This is a genomic window from Rhodococcus sp. R1101 (assembly GCF_000278445.1).
Classification (GTDB): Bacteria; Actinomycetota; Actinomycetes; order Mycobacteriales; family Mycobacteriaceae; genus Rhodococcus; species Rhodococcus gordoniae.
On record NZ_AJVB01000884.1, the window covers coordinates 1 to 692 of the forward strand.

The 692-nt window shown below is 66.9% G+C and carries 2 protein-coding genes; one reads left to right on the forward strand and one right to left on the reverse strand.

Going from position 1 to position 692, the window contains the following annotated elements:
• On the reverse strand, positions 1 to 273 hold a 273-nt coding region (locus R1101_RS28900; protein WP_157179211.1), incomplete at its 3' end, for a homocysteine S-methyltransferase family protein.
• A 51-nt stretch (positions 274 to 324) separates the two neighbouring features.
• Here R1101_RS28900 and R1101_RS0125000 point away from each other — a divergent pair.
• Positions 325 to 692, forward strand: a 368-nt coding sequence (locus tag R1101_RS0125000) for a PAC2 family protein (RefSeq protein WP_016935830.1), incomplete at its 3' end; no start/stop codon positions are given.

The window sequence follows — 692 nt, forward strand, 5'->3', positions numbered from 1 at the left end:
CCGGTCGGCGATGTCGTAGTCGGCGAGATTGGGCAGGTTGCAGCCGAAGGTGTTCGTCGAGACGACGTCGGCGCCGGCCTCGAAGTACGCCCGGTGGATCCCACGGATCACATCGGGACGAGATTCGTTGAGGATCTCGTTGCACCCCTCCAAACCGCGGAAGTCGTCGAGCGACAGATCCGCGGCCTGCAACATGGTGCCCATCGCCCCGTCTCCGATGACAACGCGCTGGCTCAGCGCATCGAGCAGGACAGAATGAAGTGGGGTGGACATGCCCCACAGACTAGTGGGCGCCCGGAACGGGCCGGGTCGTAGGCTGGACGAGTGAGTGCACCCGAGTATCCCGAGACCCCGGACCAGGACGTCCCCGTCCTGCGCGATCCGGTGCTCGTCGCCGCCTTCGAGGGGTGGAACGACGCCGGCGACGCGGCCAGCGGCGCCGTCGAGCACCTCGAGCTGATCTGGGACGCCGAGCCCTTCGCCGAGCTGGACTCCGAGGAGTACTACGACTACCAGGTCAACCGGCCACAGGTACGCCTCGTCGACGGCGTCACCCGCGAGATCGACTGGCCGACCACCCGACTGTCGCTGTGTTCCCCACCCGGCAGCGACCGCGACGTCGTTCTCCTGCACGGCATCGAACCGAGCATGCGCTGGCGCAGCTTCTGCGACGCCATCATCGAACTCGTCGA